This window comes from Clostridium sp. HMP27, from assembly GCF_000765165.1.
Taxonomy (GTDB): Bacteria; Bacillota; Clostridia; order Clostridiales; family Clostridiaceae; genus Clostridium_AK.
Map to the genome: position 1 here is coordinate 13655 of NZ_JMFY01000031.1, position 23028 is coordinate 36682.

Below are 23028 nucleotides of genomic sequence, written 5' to 3' on the forward strand. Positions count from 1 at the left end.
GGTTTATTATGGAATACGCTATTTCAATAAAACATCTAACTAAAAAGTTTAATGACTTTACAGCGGTGGATGACCTATCCTTTGATATACCTAAAGGAAAAATATTTGGATTTTTAGGACCAAATGGTTCTGGAAAATCCACCACCATAAGAATGATTTGCGGAGTGCTAAGACCTACATCTGGTGAAGGTAAAGTACTTGGCTATGATATTATAAAGGAATCTGAGAAAATCAAACAAAATATAGGATATATGTCTCAAAAGTTTAGTTTATATGAAGACTTAACTGTGGAGGAAAATCTTGATTTCTACGGTAATATCTATATGTTACCTAAGGAAAGATTGGCCCAGAGAAAATTAGAACTCATTGAAATGGCCAATTTAAAAGGTAAGGAAAAAAGTTTGGCAGGCACCCTATCCGGCGGATGGAAGCAAAGACTTGCTTTAGGCTGTGCACTTATACATAGTCCAAGTCTACTGGTGCTAGATGAGCCTACTGCAGGAGTTGACCCTGTTTCAAGAAGAGAATTTTGGCATACAATAACAGAACTCGCTAAGGGTGGCATAACTGTCCTAGTAACCACCCACTATATGGATGAAGCCTCTATATGCGACATTACAGCTTTTATATACAATAGTAAACTTATTACCATTGATACTACGGATAACTTATATAAAAAGCATGGCGTAAATAATTTAGAGGATATATTTATTGATTATGTGAAGAAACTTTCCAATAGAGATGTTATATCATCTTTTGATGAGCTAAAGCTGTCAAAGGATTAGGGGGAAAATTTAATGAAATGGAAAAGACTATTTACTATTACAAAAAAAGAATTTATTCATATAAGAAGAGATAAAGCCAGCTTAGCCATAGCTATGGTTATGCCAATTATGATGCTGTTTTTATTTGGCTTTGCAGTAAACACAGATGTAAATAATGTAAATTTAGTTGTTTATGATGGAGATAAAACCTCTGATAGTAGAGAATTAGTAAATAAATTCACAAATTCCTATTATTTTACCCTGTATGATATGGTGAACTCTCAAAAGGAAGTACAAGAAGCCATAGATATGGGCGAAGCAAAGGTTGGTCTTGTAATTCCACCTGAATTTGCAAAAAACCTTAGAAAAAACACCCCTTCGGAAATTCAAGTGCTGGTAGATGGCTCAGATCCAACTATAGCAAGAACTGCACTGTCTTATTCTTTATTAATTGGGAATAACTATTCCCTTAAATTAAAGAAAGTAAACTCAGGCAGCAGCGTTAATGTAAAACCTTTTACTTTATACAACCCAACTATGGAAAGCAGTAATTTTAATATACCTGGAGTTATAGGATTAATTCTGCAAAACATAACGGTAATACTAACTTCCTTTACCATGGTAAGAGAAAAAGAAAAAGGAACCATAGAGCAGCTTATTATGACTCCCGTTACAGCCCTTGAATTAATTTTAGGAAAATTGATTCCTTATACTATTATAGGCTTTGTGGATATGCTGATAGCACTTGGTTTAGGATATTTAATATTTGGAGTTGTGGTAAAAGGAAGTATGCTCTTACTTATTTTGTTAGGCACATTATTTTTAATATGTTCCCTAGCCATGGGAATGCTTATATCAACTGTAGCTAAAACTCAACTGCAAGCCATGCAGGCTTCCATTGGACTGCTTTTACCAAGTGTACTTCTTTCAGGATTTATGTTTCCAAGAGAAGCTATGCCAAAAGTTGTATACTACATGGGTAACATTTTACCTATAACATACTTTCTGCAAATACTTAGAGGAATAATAGTAAAGGGCGTTGGTTTTTCTTATCTAATAAAACCAATTAGTTCCTTAATGCTTTTAATTTTTATTATTGTCTTTATTACTATGAAAAAGTTCAGTAAAACCTTGGATTAAAAAATAAAGAAGCAGCAGACTATCTATAACTGGTTTACTTCAGAGGTACAAAACCTAAAATTACAGAGATTTTTACAATAGCTTTTGTAAAGGAAAAGGCATGATAATTAGATGAAATTATCATGCCTTTTTACTTCTCATTATAAAGTTTTTGATGAAGAATATGAGAATATTACGAACTAATTTCCCCTCGAAAAATATTCAGGTTATAGTGTCAAAAATATTAATATAATATATAGTACTAATATTTAACATTAGGTAATATTACATTTATTGTTATTATATTACCATCACATTCAGCCCAAATTTGACCATCGTGAAGTTCTACTATTTTTTTAGAAATTGCTAGTCCCAGTCCTGAGCCTTCAATATTGCTTGACCTTGAAATATCAACTCTATAAAACTTTTCAAACATTCTATTTAATTTATCCTGATCTATATATTCACCTTTATTAGATATAGATATTACAACGTTATTCCCTTTGTTGCCTGCCTTAACAATTATATCTGATGGTTTAGAGCTGTATTTTTCTGCATTGCTTAAAATATTTTCAAAAACTCTAACCATTTTTTCAACATCCATCTTTACGGGTAGTTCTGCATCAGTAATCTGTGTTACAACTTTTAATCCCTTACTCTCAAGCATAGGGGTATATTCTCCTACTATTTGGTTAAGAATAGGGCAGATGTCCACATCTACAAACTCTAAAGCAACCTCCTTGCTTGATAGCTTTGTGTATTCAAAAAGTTCATCGATTAATTTTTTTAATTTAATAGAAAGATTATACGAGGAATTCAAATATTCCTTTTCTTCTTCTTTGGTACTAAACTTTTCATTTTTCAAGATATCTAAATATGCAATAATTGGTGTAAGAGGTGTTCTTAAATCGTGAGAAACATTTGTTATAAGCTCTGCTTTAGTTCTTTCTAATTCTCTCTCGTACTCAAATTTATTTTTTAATTCTTTAGACATAGTGTTTATATTTATGCATAATTCAGCAAGTTCATCGTTACCTTTAATCTTAAGTGGTTTCTCTAAATTTCCACCAGCAATGAGCTTTACTTCTCTCGTTATATATTTAATATATTTTATATGTCTGTTTGACATTAATAAAAAGCATAAAACAAAAACTCCAACACCAGAAGCTAAATATACTAATGCAAAATAAAAAAGAAAACCATTACTCAAATTATTTTGATTTTTTTCCAGATAAGGACCAAACACATACAAGGATAATGTAAATAAATACACTAATGACAATATGAAACTCAATACAATCTCAAGCAAAAGTTTTACTTTTAAGCTTATAGTAATATCAACTTTTTTCATATCTTATACCCAACTCCCCAAATCGTTTTGATATATATGGGCTTCTTAGGATCTTCTTCTAGCTTTTCTCTTATCTTAGTTATATGAACCATTACAGTATTATCCGATTTGTAAAAATCTTCACCCCATACTCTTTCATAAATCTTTTCTATACTAAAAACAATCCCTTTGTTAACTGCGAGAAGCTGCAATATATCAAATTCTTTTGGAGTAAGTCTAACATCCTTATCACCTACAAACACTTGCCTTGTATCTGTATTTATACTTAAGTTACCAATTTCAATTATATTTTTAGGTGTTCTTGACTCAGTGGTATATCTGGTATACCTTCTTATTTGGGACTTAACCCTTGCAATTAACTCCATTGCACTAAAAGGCTTGGTAATATAGTCATCAGCCCCGGAAGCTAGTCCTTGAATTTTGTCTAAATCCTCTGATTTTGCAGATAGAAAAATTATTGGCATAATACTATCTTCTCTAATTTTCATACAAACTTCCGTACCATTCATACCTGGCATCATAATATCCAAAAGCACAAGTGCAACTTCATTTTCAGATATAAATTTCAGTGCCTGATCTCCATTTTCTGCTTTAATTATTTCATACCCCTCATTTTCCAAATATATCCCTATAACTTTCCTTATTTCTGCATCATCATCAACTATTAAAATTTTCTTTGACAAAAGTAAGCTCCTTTCTATTAAAAATTATTACATTTCAAAACATAAGCAGGCGGTACATTAAGTACAACCCTTTCCAGTTCTATTTCTTTAAAATAACTGGAAATAAACTCCTTCCTTAGAAGAGTGTACTGAAATGTTATAAATAATCCATCTTTCTTTAATATGGTTCTAGTTTTCTTTAAAATTTTGTTTGAAATATTTTTAGGTAGACTGGCAAAAGGCAACCCTGAAACCACGTAGTCTACATTTCTAATTTTATACTTTTCTAAATACATATCTACATTTTCGGCTGAGTCATTAATTATAATAATATTATCATAACCTTTATATCTCTCTTCTAGTAGTGTACAAAAGTCTTTATTATATTCTAGCAGTAATAATATTGTGTCCTGCTTTTTCCCTTCTAGAAGCTTGTCTGTAAAAACTCCGGTACCTGGACCATATTCAACTATACACTTTGCATTTTTAAAATCAATACTACTAACCATTTTCTTTGCTAGTCTTTCTGAACTAGGGGCTACGGCTCCAACAGTTCTTGGTGACTTAAAATATTCTATTAGAAACTTTACTATCTTCATACTAAGTATTCCTCCTTATTTTTATGGTTATGCTCTGTTATTTCTTCTTTTAATGTTCTTAGTATAAAGATAAAAAGTTAATATTTTCCCCTCAAAAACCTTAAGAATTCTTAAAATTTTGTAGATACTATATTTTTTGTAGTAAAAAAACATCCCAAAATATACTCTTTTTTCGGGATGTTCTATCAAAGCATTTTATACTCATTTATTTTTTCTATTATACCAATTCCTTGTGGAATAAAAGGTAATTATGCTTAATGTTAATACTATTAAAGTAACAAAATAAATAGACTTCATATAATCTTCGCCCCATTAGTCTTTTATAAATCAATCTGGCTATTCCATTTTCTATATTTCACATAACTAACTAAAATTATAATAATAAATGTAGTAATAAATACATATAGAGAATACTTTATGCTTATCCCTAGAAAAGTATATAGAAGTATAATTGGTGTATCGGCTGTAAATATAGTTATGACATATTTACTAAAAGGTATTTCAGTTAATATAGAGAAGAAACAAACAACATCTGAAGGCACTATAGGGGAAGAAATCCCTAAAGCCAAAACCTTAACATTATTATCTTGAATTAATCGATATATCTTAGGATATTTATTAATTATCTTCTCCTGATATCTCATTCCAATTGTTACCTTAACAAATAAAAACAATAAAACCTCACTTAGTAAATTTGCTATTGTAATTAAAATAAATGCTTTTACAGGATCAAATAGTATTCCAGCAATGATAATAAAAACAGTACACGGAACAAGAGTAAAAATCCTAAATGAAGCAATTATTAGAAACAGCAATGTACTGTAATTAGGATATGCTTGTAAAAATCCAGTGATTTTCCCCACACTATCGATATACAATTGATATTTAAAGAAAATAAATAGGATCGCTATCCAAAATAAAAAAACTATACTTTTAAACAACTTATTCATTTTTCATACCTCTATTTTTACGATTATTTTTATTCAAAAATTATAGATTGACTTCTTTGTTAACTTCAAGTTTTATTGTAGATGCTATTTATTAAATAAAGGTTATGAAAAAACTTAAGAATTCTTAAGATTATTTTGCACATAAAAAAAAGGTTCTAGTAATAAACCTTATTTTTAATTCTATATAAACCTTACCATAAAAGTCATATATACTTTTATTGGGTGCTTTAAATCTTCTATCCATATTTTATCGCCTAAACCCAATTGATTCATAGCTTTATACTGCTGCGACATTTTATAAGAAAGTTCCGAGCTAACTAAACAATATATTATGCTCTTTATTTTCACTCAGACAAATTACTATTTGTCTGCTAATCACCTTTACTTCTCAATAAAATTCAATTTATTAACATTAATTTTGGTTTTTGTATGTAAGCCATGCTTCTATTACCCAAAGCAGAAATGGTGTATTTCTAGCATTTCTTCAAGGTCTTCTTCTATATAATCTTTACACCCAAACCCATACTTGCACTCATAAAGGCCAGTATTCTCAATTCGGCACATCACACTTTCATGTCCATACTTTCCACACCATTTACATTTATTTAGAGCTTGTTCGTTTATTGCGGCCTTACATACATAACCACCTTCAACAGCCTCAAAGAGTTCACCATCACATTTATGTTTAACATTACATTCTTTGTCCATCTTATTCACCTCATTTTATTATTTTGACTATATGATATATTTAATTCAACTCTACAAGTTAACATTTATCTGTCTGCTTAATAAATAATCCTTACTTCGTAAAAAATACAAGTATTCATTGCTATTATACCTTAATCACAAAGATAATTCCAATGCATTCAAAACTATATATACTTAACTATAACTTTTACAGTCATTTTTGCACCCCTAAAGTAAATCCGCTAGACTATCTATTGCTTCTTTTAATACTTTTTCCTTTTTCACCCAGGGGTCAGGCCCCTTACTTTCTTTGCCAGGGTCCTGACCCCTATTTCATGTTTTTATGCTATAATATTTTTAATGACAAATCAACAATATTTAAAGAAAGGATCCTTAAATAATGAAGTCAAAATTTTTAAAGAAAAAATCTATTCTTGTTATTTTATCCTTGTTCTTTGCAAATATATTAATTGGCTGCTCTATTGATAAATCTACAATTGATTATTCCAATAAAGAAAACTCTTCAATATCACAGGACCAGAAAAAAGAAACATCAAAAGATTCTTCTAAGGAAGTAAATTCAACTGAAAAGTTAGGAAAAGACGAAAATAATATCGCTCCAGAAAAAGCTAAGGTAAGTGGTAAGGTTAAATTATATGAAGGCACTTATTTTGACGACAGGCGTTTTGGTGATAATATTTTGGAAAGTTCTTGTGAAGTTGTCATTTCCAATGTGAGGGACAATTCTTTTGATTTTACAATATATCAAGTGGATGGAAAAACAGAAAATAAAAAAGTTATTTTCCTTACAAATACAGCGGTTTTTATAGGAGATGGAACAAAGGCTGCTTTTTACGGAAAAAATTATACCCTTAATTTTACATTTCCAAATAATCATAGAGCATATCCTGTTGTAACAGACATGCAGATATCTGGATTTGCGCCATTGGAAGGTAAAACCTATGTTAATAATGGAATACCAGGGCATGAATTTAGCTAGAATAATTTATGTAGCGATGTACAAACTAACTGTGTAAAGATATTATGCTAAGGAGGGATTCTTATGCCAAAAGATAGTCAACCAGATAATAAGGTAGCAAGAATGGAAAAATGTAATTATCAAACTCCAATAACTGAAGAAGGCCATAACCATAATCCTAATGCAAAACACAAATCTATAAAAAATCAGGGATTTAAAAGCGACCATTTTAATAGATTTGGTAATTAAATATCTTTATACAAGATGTAACCAAGTGAAAATTCACTTGGTTATGTTTTATCTGTAACTTAAATATAGGATTATTATTGGAATATATATAAAAACATCGTTGCTGAATAACTCACTATATTCTGATAACTCTTGATTGTTTAAATTAGCCGTTACAAAAGCACTACAAACTTAAGATTTACTATTGTGTTTTAATGTTATTAGTGAATGTTAAGTTTGTTATTATGTCACATTCCCCATTTTCTTCTTTCCATAGATCTGTTAACTTAAATGAGTTGCTATCATTAAAATCGTCTCCTGTGCCAATTCTGTACCTATTAGAGTTTTCATTTGTAATTTTAGCATATGTTTCTTTGTTGCTAAAATCCTGCAAATTAAGTTCAAGAAACTTTCTGATAGAATCATGTAACACTTTGCTAATAAATTTATCATCATAGTTTGTAAAATATACTGTTAAATCATCTATACCTAAATTACTAACCAAATTAACGATTTCTCTTTGAGTATAGTTTTTTTCTAGTATTTTATTATAATCTAGAGGTCTTTTGATTTTTAAAACTAATAGATAAGCATATATATTACTTACAGTTAAAGTATAAGCTAACTTAAAATTTGTATTTTCTTTTAATATATCAATTTGAGGCAGTAAAACTTTTAAATTTATAAATAGCTTATCTATATCCCTTAAAGAAATATTATTAATTATAGATAGTTTCTTTATAATATACCAAAAATACTCTTGATTTTTAAACTGTAGTTCATATTGTGATATCATATAGTTAAAATATGTATTTATATCAGGTTGTGGAAGAGTAAATTCTAAGTCAATAAATCTTCTTAAATACCCAACGCTATCCATATTATTTCCATATACAGTACCAATTGAATGTGATAACTGATTTTTATCCATACATAATACAAAGATAAAATTATCTAATTCAAAAAAATGCTTTATCATGTCTAATACTTCTATAGCATACAGAGGTCTACATCTATCTAACTCATCAATAAATATTATAACTTTTTTATTAATTAGTTTTTGATACTCCATTAATGTATTTTTGAACTCAACTTTTAGATCATTTTTCTCTTTGTAATTATCAAAAATTGTTTTTCCTACTTTTTCTGCATAATCTTCCATGCAACTTTCAGCACCATCATTGAATTTCATGTTAGATAAATCAATCATTTCACCTGTTTCTGCTTTAAGAGCAATTGGTAATCCTGCTTTCAATAATTTCCTTCCAACTTTATATAGTCCTGTTTCTTTAAATTCCTTTTCTTTTTCATTAAACAAATGATTAGAAAGCAAACTTATTAATGGGATTAAAGGGTCTTGTGTATCATCATTATCCCAAACATTAAAATAAATAGGCATAAAACTTTGATTAAACTTTTCATTTTTCAAGTATTCTTCCCACATCTTAACAAATGTAGTTTTCCCAGTTCCAAATGCTGAATCAATGGATACTACCATTCCTGAATCATAAGTACTTAAAACTGACATTAAATTGTCTATAAATTCTTTCCTATTAAATTTATCATCTTTAAAAGGGTTGTTCTCTAAAATCACTAAGTCCTTATACAATTTCATCCCCCGTTCATATACTCTATTATTAATACAATGCATTTATTAGATTAAAATTAAAAATTAATATCCATATTTAACTTATTCCTTACCATTATTTTACCATAGAAAGCTGCTTTTACAAACTTTTCTTACAGGCTCAATTAAATTACCTTTATATTTAATGCCCATAACTTTTCTCCCTCTTTAATAATTTTATGTATATATTTATTATGCCTTATGCACCTAATGCTTTACAATATTAGATGCCATAGTGGCACCACACTATACTATATTTCATTTATTTCTGCTCCCAATATTCTAATAATTATAAACGGTGTCTTATACCAGTAAGTAGATATCCTAAAAATAATCCATTTATAAAAGTAACCACCAGCTGCCCTATACCAAAATACCCTTTAATATTTACTGAAAATATATAACCTAATATTAAAGTAGTAATTTCTATTAAAAAAACAGACCTTAAGAAGTTAAACTTGTTTATAGATGTATTCATAGATTTTGGTTTTTTGTCTCTAATGCTGTATAAAAAAACAAACAATATTAAAAACCCTATCAGGGCACTACCATGCTGAAGTAATTTATACATAGGAATATTATGACCTGCTAATGTTATTTCATTTCTTAAAAGCTCCATATTCTCAACAAATAGCCCTGATTTATGTGTAAATGAATCCCAAAATACATGTGTCAGCATACCAATTATACATGAATAAGAAAAAATTATGAGTTCTTTTGTATTAGTTATATCATTCTTCTTTTTAGTAAGGTACAGATATCTTTTAGATATAAAATTTGGCAGAGTTAATATAAAAAAATCTTTTATGTATTTATAAAATAAGAAATTTATTAAAAAGCAAATAGGCAGATTTAAAAAAATAAAACCCATAGGTGTATGCCCTAAATTACTACTAGGGCTAAATAATAAAAAATATATAAAATCTGGAGCCATTGAACCTAAAATTAAGCCTCCTAGATTTATTTTTTTACTTTTTGAAAATATAACTACTGAAGGATGTGCTAACGTAAAAGGTATAATATTCTCCTTTAGAAAGTTTATTTAAATTTACAGTATATGTTTATTATAAGTTATAGCCATAGTGTTTTACAACATTGTAATATCATAATGAAAAGAATATATACTTAAAGAATTTAAGCCAATGCTTGGGCAAGCATTGGCTTTTTTTGCATAACGCATACTATTTGTTTGTTTTTTATCTATCATTGAATTTATCTCTAAACTCTTGTTGATGTCTTATGTGTCTTATGATTTTACTACAGTTTTACTTTAATCAACAGCTTTCTAACCTGTTTAGGTTCATCACCAATCTTGCAGCAGGCCTTATGCGCATCATTAGGGTAAAATATTGAAGCTAAGCCAGGTTTTAAATGAATTGTTATTTCACCGCTTTTATCTTTGAAATTTAATTTATCATTTATTGTATTGTAATCTCCATCTCTTTCCATTGTATAAGATTGATTACAAAATACCAATTCTTCCCCACAGATAAGACATTGTATATCAATATAATTACGATGATTTTCATATTTACTTTCATTATGCTCCCTAGTCATGTAAGTGCTTACCACGGCATACACGTCGTCACCATCAATAGAATATTTACCATCTTCTAATGATTCTAAGTCTATTCTCTCTAAGTATTCTATAGCAAGGCTCATATTTTTACTTATTGCCTTATACGGTGCTAGACTATTTAATCCAGCTATAATCATAAAAATCCCCACCTAATATTTAAATATTTGCGTATTGAGAATAATATTTTTTAATTGTATTAATTATAGCCTCGTCTGCATCCTTGGATACCATGCCAAAAGGTTTACGGCATGGTCCTAAAGGCTGTCCAATCAAATTTGCAGCTCTCTTTACAATTGAATTAGGGTTTCCATATTTAAAACAATCTCTTATAGGTCGAATGGAATCCTGAGCCTCCTTAGCCTTCTCAAAATCTCCCTCATTCCAATGCTTATAAATGCTAACCATAATATCTGGTAAAATATTTGCAACTCCGGTAATGCCACCTTTTCCACCTGCCATTAGTGTCCACAATATTAATGAATCATTACCAGACAAAACAGAGAAAGTTTCCTTATCTGTATCTTCTATATACCTTAAAATATTATCAAAGTTCCCACTACTATCTTTAATGCCTGCGACATTCTTAAAGTTTGCTGCAAGTTTAGATGCTGTTGTATAGTCTATATTATTTCCAGTTCTTGCTGGCATATTATACATAACAATTGGCAAATCCACTGATTTTGCTATTGCAGCATAGTGTTCATAAATCTCAGTCTGGTTAATAGCAGCAAAGTAAGGAGATATAATAGAAAGAGCACTCACTCCTATTTCCTGTGCCTTTTCAGAAAGCTCAATTGTATCTTTTGTTCCTACACACCCTGTACCTGCATATACTGGTACGCGCCCTCTTGCTTCTTCTACAAATATCTCCATAACTCTAATTTTCTCTTCTTTACTTAAAATGTAGGCTTCTCCATTGGTCCCTAAGCAAAATATACCATTCATTCCTGCATTTATTTGTCTATTCACTTGATTTCTTAATTCAGCCTCATTTATTGTACCATCTTCATACATAGGAGTAGCCATTGCAGCTATTATTCCACCTATATCCATATTACTCACTCCTTTAATTAATGTTTTTAATATGTGTGTTGTTTAGTTTTAAGCATTTAAACTGTAAGCTTCATTTTTTTCTTTTTTAGCCTTACTAAATAGAAAACCCCCAACTACTATAGCAGCTACAATTCCGATCATAGTAGTTATTTTTTCAGGAGATATGATTAGTACTGCTATAACAAACATAAGGACTTTCTCCCAGGTATGCTTTAAAGTAATAAAGAAATATCCTGAAACACCCCCTGCTAAATAGGTAACACCTATAGCCATCAAAATAGTAGTGGTAACTATGCTGGTTACACTACCAACAAGTAAAATTGCTGGCTGGTAAACAAATACATATGGTACTAAGAAAGATACAAAGGCATAAATAAATGCTTTCCAACCTGTCTGCCATGAATTTCCTTCCGCAATACCCGCTGCTGTAAAGGAAGCGAGACATACTGGTGGTGTAATTTGTGCAATAACTCCAAAATAAAAGATAAACATATTTGCAGGTAATACAGGTATTCCTAATTTAACAATTGTAGGACAGAATAACACATTAGCAATCAAATAAGCTGCTACAGTAGGTAGTGCCATTCCAAGAATCAAACACCCAACCATTGCAATTAATAGTGCAACCAACAGATTTGATTGGCCTACAACAGCTATAATGCTAGTTAATTTATTTGCAAAACCAGAACGTACAACAATACCTATCATTATACCGCAAGCACCTGTTGGAATTGCTATACCTGCTGCCTGTCTAATACCATCAAGCATGGCATCTGTAAAAAGACTTAAATTCATTTTTGTTTCAGAGCTAAACATGCTTATAATGATGGCAAGGATTGTACCAATTAAAGCTGCACGAGTTAATGATTCTCCCATAAATATCAATATTACAAGAACCAATATAGGAACCAACTGGTATAACCTTGGCTTAATAGGTGCACAAGTATACTTTAGTTCTGGCGCTCCCTTGTTCTCAAGCTTTCGTTTTTTAGCAAGAAAATGTACTAGCATAAACTCAGATAAATAATATGCTAGAGCTGGTATTAATGCTGCTAGCGCAATCCTTGTATAGCTTATACCAATCATTTCTGCCATAATAAAAGCACCAACACCCATGATAGGCGGCATAATTTGACCACCAGTAGATGAAACTGATTCAATTGCTCCTGCTTCTTCAGGAGTATAACCAGCTTTTTTCATTAGAGGAATTGTAAAAACACCTGTAGATGTTACGTTAGCAACAGCACTACCGCTAATCATTCCCATTAATGCACTTGAAATTACAGCAGCCTTGGCAGGGCCACCTACAGTCTTATCACTCAATTTCATACCAAGATCAATTAGCACCTGTCCACCACCGCATTTAGCGAAAAATGCTCCAAACAAAAGGAAGTAAAATAAAGTGTCAACTGATACCCCAAGCGGAGTACCTAATATTCCATCTTGAGTCATTGTTAGCATTTCACCAAACTGCTTCCATGTCATCCCTGCATATTGCAATGGACCTGATAGATGCTGACCAAGAAAAGCATAAGCAATAAATACAAGTATAAATAAGTACAAGTTCATACCAAGAGTTCTGCGAACTGCTTCCATAATTGCAACCAATAAGAAATATGAACAGAACAAATCAATAGGAAGCATTGGGTCAACCATCATAATTCTGTAAAGAAGGCGATTGTTATTTGTAATAAAGTAAAATACCGTTATTGCTAATCCTATAATAAGAGCAAAATCTATAATCCATAACCACTTATTCTTAAATTTTTCAGCCAAAGGTTTATATAAGAAAGTAATAGCCAATGCAAGACAAAGATGAACAGGGATTGATATTTTCGCATCCAGAGGTTTTACTGCTCCTATATAAATCTGAAAAACCAGGAATATGATAGATAATACAGCAATAACGCCAAATCTCTGTTTTGACATTTTGGGCTTTTCTTTTAATTCTTCTTCTGCTGCTATGGCTTTATCCACCATTTTATCTTTATTAAATATTTTTTTCATTCCCTCACCTCTACTATTAATAGTAAAATGGAAACCTATAAAAAGCGTATTATTTAAAGGTTTCCATTTAGTTTTAGGTTACATACAAGACTTAATATAAACACTTAGCCTGTACTTCTCATAACATACTCGTATTATTTTATATAGCCAGCTTCCTTATAGTACTTTTCTGCTCCAGCACTAAGTGGAACTCCGCCTACTTTGTCTGGCTGCCATGCAGTTTTAGGATCAAAAGGTGCTATTGAAGCAAATTGTTTTACTAATTCATCTCTCTTTTCACATAAACCTTTTGTAAGAGCATATGCAATATCATCAGGCATATTGGAAGAAACATAAAGACAATCAGGTGTACCTGCAAAAATTCTTTCTTTTTCCATTCCTTTCCATAAACCTGCAGGATATTTTATTTTTTCAAAACCTTGTGCTACAAAATAATTAAGGAGACTATCACCCATCTGTACAAATGTAACAGGAACAGTCATTGCATCCTGAGTTACATCAGAGGATTGCTGTGATGTGTGATTTAATATCATATCTACTTTACCGTCTTTCAACATATTTGATAATTGAGATCCACCAGCGTTAATTACATCTCCTCCCCATGATTTGATATCAGCATAGGTAACTCCAAGATGTTTTAAAGCAAGGCTTGCACACCATTCATCCATTGAACCCTTTGGGCTAGTTCCTATTCTAATAGGAATCTTCTTTGCTACAACATCTTCTAAAGTGGTAACTCCATATTTTTTAACAAAGGCATTTGAGAAATAAGTAACTGCTGCAACATTTGTAAGGTGTCCAGCAAGTGCTTTGAATTTCTGTGTTTTAGGCTTACCAAGGGTACCATCATTATATGCCATTTTTGCAGGAGCACCGTTTATAAAGGTGATATCTGCAGTCCCATTTTCAAAAAGATACGCCGCTCCCATATTTCCAGGAGATATTGGCTGTACATCTATGCTTGAACCAGCTGGAAGATATTCCTTCAATGTTGTTGACAATGATGAAGCAATAGTATAATTAGATGAACCAACTGCATCTGTAGCAAATACTAGGTGAACTGCTTTACTTGTATTGGAATTAGGTGTTGTTTGAGAAGATGTACTGCTGGTTTTGCTGCCACAACCAGAAAATGATAACAATACCATTGCCGATAAAGCCATTGCAATTGCTTTTCTTGTTTTAAACATTTTCATAATAACCCATCCTTTACCAAATTATTTTAAATTTATTTCTAATTAAACTCCACTTAAGATGGAGCAAATTATACTTAATACCAAAAGGGTATAACACAAAGATGAATTTTAGCTATGAACTCATGCTGCATCACCACTGCATTTATAAGTTTGAAACTTTTTGTGCAATTTTCACTATAACTTCCTTTTCACCAAATCCTCCAGATTTAGATACTATCTGTAGTTTTTTCTCATTTAGATACATAAAAGATAATACTGCTCCTTGCTCAATTTCACATACTGGATGCAATTGAGTACAATTTACTTGCCTCATAAGCCCCATCAAAGTATCCCCGCCTGTAATCATAAATGTTCGAGAAATTCCACTATCCATAATACTTTTTACAACTTCTCCTAGGCAGTCAGATATCTTATTTCTTATATCTTTTTTTCTAATTCCATTTTCTTTAGCATAATTCAGCGTAGCATCCATGTTCTGTACATCGAATGTATCTACTATAAGCAATTTGTTCTGCTTACAGCTTTCAATTATTTGTGACAATTCTTTTTTACCATTTTCTTTTTTAAAATAATCAGTATTTAGTTTTTGTTCTGGTGTCAAGTTGATGTGATTAAATCCATTAGATAATGCATATTTCACTTGCTCCTTAGTAATTGGATTTAAGCTTCCACAAGCAACAAAAACTCCTTCAGTCTTTTCTAGAACTTCATTATTTGTGCCCGTTAACTCTAGAATTTCTGGAAGATATGAGGCAAATCCTGCACATCCAGCTATAAATTTTAAATTCTTAGTTTCTTTTAATTTACGTGCAATTTTCATAATATCTTCATCGGTCTCAGCGTCAAATATAACAATTTTTTTATCATCATCATTTAACTTAAAATCACTTGCTTCCTTTATACATGCTACTTTTACATTACTTTGTACTTTAATAATATCTGGTACATAGGAACTAGTAACTGGTTCAAATGGATCTTTTCCAAAGGCAGTTTCACTAATCGGAACACCTCCCAAGTAGTGAATCCCTTCCTTGGTAATTCGATTTGCTTTTGGAAAAGCTGGAATAAAGGATAAAATTGCTCCTCCTCCTGCATCTATAACTGCTGTTAGCTCACTTCCGATATTTCCTCTTAAAGCAGAATCTGTCTTCTTATAAATTACATTAATTCCAGCTTCCACTCCACGTTTTACTATATTATAAACTACATTATAAGCTTTTTCTTTGCTTAAAGGCCTTGTTTCAGAATCGATAACTAGAACTTCGGTTGTGTCGCGGATTGTCTTAAAATCAAAGTTAATATCAGTAATAATTTTTGTTTCAATACCCTTATTAACGAATTGAACACCAGTGTCAAGTGCGCCAGTAAAGTCATCTGCAATAATTAATAACTTAATCATATAGTATCCTCGCGTTTTTTATCTTTTGTCATTATAATTGCATAATCTATTGCATTCATTAAACTTAGTTCATTAGCATCGCCCTTCCCTGCATGGTCAAATGCCGTCCCGTGATCAACTGATGTACGAATAATTGGGAGGCCTAAGGTTAGGTTTACGCCTTCAACTGCCTTCCACTCATTACTTTCACTGTCATATTGAAATCCCAATACTTTAAGTGGAATATGCCCTTGATCATGATACATTGCAACCACAATATCATACCAGCCGCCCCTTGCTTTGGAAAATACTGTATCAGGTGGTATTGGCCCTGTCACATAAATTCCTTCACTAATTGCTTCTTTAATAGCAGGGATAATTTCTTCTATTTCCTCTGTTCCAAACAAACCATTCTCTCCACAATGTGGATTAAGTCCCGCTACCCCAATGCTTGGCTTACTTATTCCCAAAGACTTACAAGCATTGTTGGCCATGCGAATCACATCTAACACTCTTTGTTTCTTTACTCTATCACATGCTTCTCTCAAAGATACATGAGTAGATACATGTACCACTCTTAGGTTCTCATAAGCAAGCATCATAGTATATCTTTCTGTATTAGTAAACTTAGCATATATCTCAGTATGTCCTGAGTAGTGATGTCCTGCCAAATTAATAGCTTCTTTATTTAATGCATTAGTTACTGTTGCATCCACTTCCCTATTCATTGCCAGCTCAATTACTTTTTTTACATATTGAAAAGCTGCTTCTCCACCCATAACAGAAATTTTTCCTAGTTCTAATTCATCTGTATCTATCAAATTCATGTCATAAACGTCTATAGTTCCTGCCTGAAACTTAGCATCTTTTACTGATTTTATTTCATTAATATTAATTTTATCTTCCATCCCAACAAGCCTTACTGCATTCCTCATTACTTTAGCATCACCAATAATTACCGGCCTGCACCTGCTGTATATATCTTCTTTTGATAAAGCCTTAACAGATATCTCTGGTCCTATACTTGCTGGGTCACCCATGGTAATTCCTATAATTGCCCTATCATCCATTTTATCCCCTCACCCTACAATACCTTTTTGTAAATACTCCTTATATCTTCTAAACTTAATTCTCTTCTATTATTTGATAGAAGCCTTGTAACTTTAGCCGCTGCATTTACTAGAAAATCTATATCTTCAGGTTTTACTCCGAATTCCTCAAGACTTGTTGGAATGTCTGTGAATTTAACAATATCTGATATTTCATCTATAACATATTGAGCTTTTTCTGCTTCTTCCCCTAAATTGCCATCTTTCTTTATTACATCATAAATATCTGCAAGTCTATCTTTACAAGCTTCTTTATTAAACTCCATAACATGAGCGAACATTATTGCATTGGACACCCCATGAGGAATATGATATTTTCCTCCTAATGGATAAGATAATGCATGTACTGCTGTTGTTCCGCTTGCTGTAATTGCTAGTCCACCATAAAAAGCACCTAGCATCATGTTATTTTTTGCTTCCATATTCTCTGGATTACTATAAGCATCTCTTATGTTTTGAAAAATTAGTTTAGCTGAAGCTAGCGCGTATGTATCGCTAAAGGGTGTTGCTTTTTTTGATGTGAAACATTCTACTGCATGAGCTAGTGCATCAATACCTGTAGATGCAACAAGTGATTTGGGAAGTTTCTTAATCATTAAAGGGTCTAAAATTACGTAATCTGGTATCATACTGCTATTTACAATACCAATCTTTAAATCTTCTTCTGGTACTAGAACTATGGCATTGCATGTTGCCTCAGAACCAGTTCCACATGTGGTTGGAATCATAATGGATTTCATATGTTTTTCAGCTTTTGTTGGATCTAAAAGTAAATCTTTTATTGTATAGGCTGCATTGTTTAATAAGGAACACAATTTTGCTGCGTCCATAACACTGCCTCCTCCAATTGCAACTATAATGTCACCATTATAATTTTCAACTTCATTCATTAAATTTTCTATATCACGGTAACTAGGTTCTGTAGCTAAATTACTAAAAACTTTATAATGGGCTTTAATTTCATCTAAATTTCTAAGTAAAATATCTAATATCCCAGTAGAACAAATTCCATTATCTGTGAAAACAATTATTCTCTTAGATGCTTCTCTAATTATAATTTCTTTTATCCTATCAATGCATCCTTCCCCACCATATACATAAGGTGGAACCTGAACTTGGTAAGTTTTCATTTCATGGCCCCCTTTTGTGATATTTCATTATAAATCATTTCACTTCATATATTTGGTTTATATATCTAATTTTAACGATTACACCCTTATCATTCAACTATTTTTTTACATATTTTTGTTTCAATTTGAAACTAAGTTAAATAATGGTTGTTTTTTTATATACTTTTTATTATAATTGTTTTATATTAGAACATTTCATAAGGAGGGCATTATGAATAAAACTAAAATATTAGCGATAGCTCCATACGAAGGTATGAAAGAAGCAATGTTAAGTATTGCTAATCATAGAGAAGATATCAGCCTTACTGTAAAAGTCGGAAATTTAAAAAATGGTTTGCAAATTGTACAAGAAACTTTAGATGAGAACTATGATATTATCATTTCTCGTGGGGGTACTGCAGAAATGATTGAAAAAGCTATAGATATGCCTATCGTAGAAATTTCTATTTCTGTATATGATGTGCTTCGTGCTATTAAATTAGCTGAAAACTATACAGACAAATTTGCTATTGTGGGTTATCCAAGTATCACAAATTGTGCCTATTTACTTTGTGATTTGTTGCAATATAAAATTGATATTTATACAATTACATCAGATTTAGATGTAAACACCCAATTAGCTTCTTTAAAAGATAAGGGTTACGGTATGGTTCTTTGCGACGTAATTAGTTTTACTGTAGCAAGACAAAATGGAATGAATGCCATACTGATTACCTCGGGAACAGAAAGTATTGAAGCCGCTTTTAATCAGGCAATTGAATTGTCAAATAGATTTCATTACATACAAAAACAAAGAGATTTATACCAAATGGTATTAAAAGAAAGTGATAATAAAGTTGTTATGTACGATGCCACAGGAAAACTTTGTTTTTCTACACTTTCAGAATCAGAAGAAAATAATAAAATACTTACTTGGATAAAAGAAGGATTATCTAATTTTATTGAAGATACTAATTATAGAATTGAAAAAAAGTGTAAGAACTTTATTCTAACTATTTACAATAAACATGTAATGTGTGATGATCAACTTTATATTATTATCTATATATCATTCAAAAACAATCACTTGATTTTAAATGATGATAGTATTTCTCTTTATAATAAAAAAGAAGAAGATGGTTATGATTTAACTAATTACTTCAGTAGCCTAAATTATAATAGTGATATTCAAAACACAATAGAGGAATATAGTCATACTACTCTACCTATACTTATCATGGGTGAAATTGGTACTGGAAAAAGCAAAGCAGCTACTATTATTTATGAAAACGGTCCTTACAAGAATAACCCTTCTTATATTATAGACTGTGAATTAACTAACGATAGACATTGGTCAACATTGTTAAGCAGCGATAATTCTCCACTTAATGGCGTTCATACAACTATTTATTTTAAAAATATAGATAAGCTAAGCAGCCTTCAAATTAGCAAGCTAGTATATCTTCTAGAAAATACTAACTTCCATAAACGAAACAGAATAATATTTTCATTTGTATGCAATAACAATTCTTTAATACAGGAGAATCCAATTTACAAGTATTTAACGAATCATCTTTCCTGTCTCACACTACAATTACCTCCATTGAGAGAGAGAACTGATGATATTGCAAGTATTTCTACTCTTTACATCAATGCATTTAACACTTCTCTCGGAAAACAAATTATTGGTTTTGAGCCAGAAGCTATAACTTTATTACAAGGTTTTTATTGGGAAAACAATTTAGATCAACTTAAAAGGGTTATACAGGAATTGGTGGTTATTACTTCTACATCTTATATAAGCAAGGAAAATACTTATAGAATTTTAAAAAAGGAATCTCCTTCTCAAGTTTTATCAAAGATTCCTGGTTCTGCGCTTATTAATCTAAACCAACCTTTGAGCGATATTAGTTATGATATTATACGCCTTGTTTTAGCTGAAGAAAATATGAATCAGGGAAAAGCTGCCGAACGCCTTGGCATTAGCCGCAGTACTTTATGGAGAATGACGAAATCTCATGTATAGATTTACATTTTATCATCTATATATAAGCAAATTAGCTGCCTTAAAAAGGCAGCCTATTATATAATCAATAAAATATTATAGTAAATAGTCATTAAAATACAAAACAATAATGACATGGGCAATGTTTTTCTAATCAATTCTCCTAAAGTCACATTGAAATAATCAGCTGCTATTACCAGACATATATGTGTGGGGGATACCTGACTTGCTGCATGACAGATGCACATAAGGTATACCATCAGCGGCATGCCACCGGGGATAGCAGCAAATGCCAGCGGAGTTCCCATGGCGATGGCTCCCGTTGTGCCACTGATTGCAGTTGCCACGAAAAACATCAGTGCGAATACAAGATAGGTCTGAAGCGGCAATGTTGCCATAGCTTCAGGCAGCAGTTCCAGAACACCGGTATAATCAATAAATTCTTTTAAAACCAGTACCAGAAATGTATTAATCAGCATCTTCCTTTCAAAGGCGGAACGAAACATGGGCAACAGTTCTGCGGTTCCAACATGATAAGCCAGTATAGATGCAACAATGGACATCAGTACCGATGAAACAACGGAAAGTCCAAATCCCAAAATCAACACCAAAATCAGCAATAGCGACCATAAATGCTGAAACAAATGCATCACATCTTTTGCACGTGAATCACTCCCCGGTGTTCCAGGATTTTTCGGAAGTCTCCTTAGATATGGCAGGTATCCCAACACCACCAGTACAATGATTGGCACAATCATTCCCATCAGGAATTGAGAAATAGGTACCCCTGACAATGTCAGCATCAGCAGCACACCAGTGTAAGTAGGCAATGTGCTTTCTGGAATATGCCGGAACCAGCTAGCCACAAAGGCCTGATCCTTGGGCTCCAGATATCCATCCGTGGCATCTTTTACGATATCACTGCACAGAACCATGGATGCCGCCGATGGAAGCAGCCCAATGAATAGAGCTGCTCCCGCTGTATTAATCCGGCGGTTATGAAAGATTCCGTCCAAATCCTGCTGTGCTAGTTTAATTTGGCTTCGGGATTCCAAAATCCGCTGTAAAAAAGTAATCAAATACAGGGATAACAGCACAGACAACGATGACCACTTGGTAATTACCATGGTTGTCCGTCTTCCAATCTCCACAGGTGGAATCTGGTAAAAGAATGCTGTGACAATTAACCCTCCCAGAATCGCCTGATACAACGGACGTCGAATTGCCAGCAGGCCAATGATTACAAGGAATACAACCGCCAGATATATGATCTGCATTTTTATTAAACCTCCTCATATCTTATTGCAATTTAACTATAACTCCTAAGCATATTTTATGGAAAATACTTCAAGCAATCAATATATAAGTGAATTTATTAGTAACTATTATTTTTAATAGTTATATGTTGCATTTAACTATTTCACTACTATTTTATTATAACAATCAACAAATCTTCCTAATCCATCCTTCTGGTGCCTCTACATCTCCTAACTGAATTCCAGTTAATGTATCATAAAGCTTTTGGGTAACAGGTCCCATAGTCTCCTGACAGCCAGAAAAACAAATTTCTTTTTCATGATCTACCACTTTCCCTACTGGAGAAATCACCGCTGCTGTTCCACACAAGCCACATTCTACAAAAGAATTGATTTCAGACAATCTAACTGGTCTCTCAATCACTTTCAAACCAAGATATTTCTCTGCCACAATCATCATAGAGCGTCTTGTAATAGATGGTAAAATAGACTCTGATTTTGGAATAACAATTTCATTATCTTTTGTTACAAAATAGAAATTAGCTCCGCCGGTTTCTTCCACGAAGGTTCTCGTAGCAGAATCTAGAAACATGTTCTCATCAAATCCTTTTCGATGTGATTCCACATATGCATGCAAACTCATTGCATAATTTAGCCCCGCTTTTAAATGTCCGGTTCCATGTGGCGCAGCTCGGTCAAAATCACTGACACAAATTGTTAATGGTTTTACACCACCTTTAAAATAAGGCCCAACCGGGGTACATAGTACGCGGAACTGATATTCCTCTGCTGGCTTCACACCAATTACCGGGGAGGATGCAAACATATAAGGTCTCAAGTAAAGTGTTGCTCCGCTTCCGTAGGGTGGAACCCAGGCAGCATTTGCTTTTACTACCTGATCAATTGCATCTAAAAATCGTTCTTTTGGAAATGGCGGCATTTCCAAACCTTTTGCGGAATTTATCATACGCTCTGCATTTAAATCAGGACGGAATGTTACAATACTTCCATCTTTTGTTGTATAAGCCTTTAATCCTTCAAATATTGACTGGCAATATTGAAAAACACCTGCAGATTCATTTAAAATAATATTTGAATCTGAAGTAAGTGTTCCCTTGTCCCACTCACCATTTTTATAATTTGAAACATATCGCTTTTCAGTTTCTCGATATGAGAACCCTATGTTTTCCCATACTAAATTCTTTTTTTCCATATTCTCGCCTTCCATTTCATCTAAATTAGGGTAAAGCTTTTTATTTATATATAAAGAATTACAGAGTTTTATTTCAAAAACCCTGTAATTCTTTTTCTGTGTTATAGAGTAATCTCTAAATTACTTTTATTTATTACTAAATATATTACTCATGTTC

Annotated in this window: 21 protein-coding genes; 5 read left to right on the forward strand and 16 right to left on the reverse strand. The window is 31.9% G+C overall.

Annotated elements, in window-relative coordinates:
* Nucleotides 1-8: 8 nt before the first annotated feature.
* Together DP68_RS13665 and DP68_RS13670 are read left to right on the forward strand one after the other, a co-directional pair.
* On the forward strand, nt 9-785 hold the full coding sequence (locus DP68_RS13665; RefSeq protein WP_035310448.1) for an ABC transporter ATP-binding protein: 777 nt from the start codon (nt 9-11) through the stop codon (nt 783-785).
* Between the two features lie 12 nt (nt 786-797).
* Nucleotides 798-1904 carry an ABC transporter permease gene (locus tag DP68_RS13670; RefSeq protein WP_035310450.1) on the forward strand — a complete coding sequence of 369 codons (1107 nt, stop codon included), beginning with the start codon at nt 798-800 and terminating at the stop codon, nt 1902-1904.
* Nucleotides 1905-2145: 241 nt separating this feature from the next.
* Here DP68_RS13670 and DP68_RS13675 read toward each other — a convergent pair whose 3' ends face one another.
* From DP68_RS13675 to DP68_RS13695, 5 genes are all read right to left on the reverse strand, one after another.
* On the reverse strand, nt 2146-3234 hold the full coding sequence (locus tag DP68_RS13675; protein ID WP_035310452.1) for a HAMP domain-containing sensor histidine kinase: 1089 nt from the start codon (nt 3232-3234) through the stop codon (nt 2146-2148).
* Nucleotides 3231-3917 carry a response regulator transcription factor gene (locus DP68_RS13680; RefSeq protein ID WP_035310454.1) on the reverse strand — a complete coding sequence of 229 codons (687 nt, stop codon included), beginning with the start codon at nt 3915-3917 and terminating at the stop codon, nt 3231-3233. Before DP68_RS13680 ends, DP68_RS13675 begins: the two co-directional genes overlap by 4 nt.
* A gap of 17 nt (nt 3918-3934) precedes the next feature.
* On the reverse strand, nt 3935-4495 hold the full coding sequence (locus DP68_RS13685; protein ID WP_035310456.1) for an rRNA adenine N-6-methyltransferase family protein: 561 nt from the start codon (nt 4493-4495) through the stop codon (nt 3935-3937).
* 320 nt (nt 4496-4815) lie between these two features.
* A complete protein-coding gene (locus DP68_RS13690) occupies nt 4816-5445 on the reverse strand; it encodes a VTT domain-containing protein (protein WP_035310457.1) in 630 nt (209 codons plus the stop codon).
* A gap of 447 nt (nt 5446-5892) precedes the next feature.
* Nucleotides 5893-6153 carry a hypothetical protein gene (locus tag DP68_RS13695; RefSeq protein WP_035310459.1) on the reverse strand — a complete coding sequence of 87 codons (261 nt, stop codon included), beginning with the start codon at nt 6151-6153 and terminating at the stop codon, nt 5893-5895.
* A 379-nt stretch (nt 6154-6532) separates the two neighbouring features.
* On the opposite strand from DP68_RS13695, the gene DP68_RS13700 reads away from it, so the two are divergent.
* Both DP68_RS13700 and DP68_RS19700 read left to right on the forward strand, forming a co-directional pair.
* Nucleotides 6533-7132 (forward strand): hypothetical protein, encoded by a 600-nt coding sequence (locus DP68_RS13700; RefSeq protein ID WP_035310461.1) that lies wholly within the window; start codon nt 6533-6535, stop codon nt 7130-7132.
* A gap of 63 nt (nt 7133-7195) precedes the next feature.
* Nucleotides 7196-7360 (forward strand): hypothetical protein, encoded by a 165-nt coding sequence (locus DP68_RS19700; protein WP_204599595.1) that lies wholly within the window; start codon nt 7196-7198, stop codon nt 7358-7360.
* A gap of 181 nt (nt 7361-7541) precedes the next feature.
* Here the strand turns inward: DP68_RS19700 and DP68_RS13705 are convergent, their stop codons facing one another.
* From DP68_RS13705 to DP68_RS13745, 9 genes are all read right to left on the reverse strand, one after another.
* A complete protein-coding gene (locus DP68_RS13705) occupies nt 7542-8948 on the reverse strand; it encodes a P-loop NTPase fold protein (protein WP_035310462.1) in 1407 nt (468 codons plus the stop codon).
* Nucleotides 8949-9255: 307 nt separating this feature from the next.
* Nucleotides 9256-10008: a DUF4184 family protein gene (locus DP68_RS13710; RefSeq protein WP_363330960.1), complete on the reverse strand. Its 753-nt coding sequence runs from the start codon at nt 10006-10008 to the stop codon at nt 9256-9258.
* Nucleotides 10009-10223: 215 nt separating this feature from the next.
* Nucleotides 10224-10682 (reverse strand): YhcH/YjgK/YiaL family protein, encoded by a 459-nt coding sequence (locus DP68_RS13715; RefSeq protein ID WP_035310466.1) that lies wholly within the window; start codon nt 10680-10682, stop codon nt 10224-10226.
* Between the two features lie 19 nt (nt 10683-10701).
* Nucleotides 10702-11598 carry a 4-hydroxy-tetrahydrodipicolinate synthase gene (gene dapA / locus DP68_RS13720; protein ID WP_035310468.1) on the reverse strand — a complete coding sequence of 299 codons (897 nt, stop codon included), beginning with the start codon at nt 11596-11598 and terminating at the stop codon, nt 10702-10704.
* Nucleotides 11599-11646: 48 nt separating this feature from the next.
* Nucleotides 11647-13605 (reverse strand): TRAP transporter fused permease subunit, encoded by a 1959-nt coding sequence (locus DP68_RS13725; protein ID WP_291549320.1) that lies wholly within the window; start codon nt 13603-13605, stop codon nt 11647-11649.
* A 134-nt stretch (nt 13606-13739) separates the two neighbouring features.
* Nucleotides 13740-14801, reverse strand: coding sequence for a TAXI family TRAP transporter solute-binding subunit (locus tag DP68_RS13730; protein ID WP_035310470.1), 1062 nt, complete (start codon nt 14799-14801; stop codon nt 13740-13742).
* A gap of 142 nt (nt 14802-14943) precedes the next feature.
* A complete protein-coding gene (locus DP68_RS13735) occupies nt 14944-16200 on the reverse strand; it encodes a four-carbon acid sugar kinase family protein (RefSeq protein ID WP_035310472.1) in 1257 nt (418 codons plus the stop codon).
* Complete coding sequence (gene pdxA / locus DP68_RS13740) at nt 16197-17249, reverse strand: 4-hydroxythreonine-4-phosphate dehydrogenase PdxA (RefSeq protein WP_035310473.1); 1053 nt, start codon at nt 17247-17249, stop codon at nt 16197-16199. The genes DP68_RS13735 and pdxA overlap by 4 nt, the downstream gene beginning before the upstream one ends.
* A 14-nt stretch (nt 17250-17263) precedes the next feature.
* A complete protein-coding gene (locus tag DP68_RS13745; RefSeq protein WP_035310475.1) occupies nt 17264-18418 on the reverse strand; it encodes an iron-containing alcohol dehydrogenase in 1155 nt (384 codons plus the stop codon).
* A gap of 211 nt (nt 18419-18629) precedes the next feature.
* On the opposite strand from DP68_RS13745, the gene DP68_RS13750 reads away from it, so the two are divergent.
* Complete coding sequence (locus tag DP68_RS13750; RefSeq protein WP_035310477.1) at nt 18630-20423, forward strand: sigma-54-dependent Fis family transcriptional regulator; 1794 nt, start codon at nt 18630-18632, stop codon at nt 20421-20423.
* Nucleotides 20424-20479: 56 nt separating this feature from the next.
* On the opposite strand, the gene DP68_RS13755 is transcribed toward DP68_RS13750, so the two are convergent.
* A complete protein-coding gene (locus DP68_RS13755; protein WP_052085812.1) occupies nt 20480-21679 on the reverse strand; it encodes a DUF401 family protein in 1200 nt (399 codons plus the stop codon).
* 166 nt (nt 21680-21845) lie between these two features.
* Nucleotides 21846-22871 (reverse strand): branched-chain amino acid aminotransferase, encoded by a 1026-nt coding sequence (locus tag DP68_RS13760; RefSeq protein ID WP_035310480.1) that lies wholly within the window; start codon nt 22869-22871, stop codon nt 21846-21848.
* Between the last annotated feature and the right edge of the window lie 157 nt (nt 22872-23028).